1 pseudogene is annotated in these 245 nt (G+C 47.3%); it reads right to left on the minus strand.

Going from position 1 to position 245, the window contains the following annotated elements:
• Nucleotides 1–46: 46 nt before the first annotated feature.
• A pseudogene (locus SB765_RS32675) lies at nucleotides 47–245 on the minus strand (dihydromonapterin reductase); the annotation flags it as partial.

Here is a 245-nt window from a genome sequence, read left to right on the forward strand (position 1 = left end):
GGGGGATAAGCGCATGGGTGTTGATTATATGCTGGATAAAGCTGCATTAACGCAGATGACGACCGCCATCAAGTGGGAAACTGCGTCCGGTGACAAAGCAACTGGTAAGTAAGTAATCGACCAGGTCGATCACTTCTTTCTCGCCAGGCGCGGTTTTCATCAGTGATTTATTCAGCGCCTGTTGTCGATATTCGGCATCATCATGTTCATTAAACAGGATCAGCGATGGCGCAATAGAATTCACT

The organism is Pseudomonas sp. SIMBA_067 (assembly GCF_046534675.1).
In the GTDB taxonomy this organism is placed as follows: domain Bacteria; phylum Pseudomonadota; class Gammaproteobacteria; order Pseudomonadales; family Pseudomonadaceae; genus Aquipseudomonas; species Aquipseudomonas putida.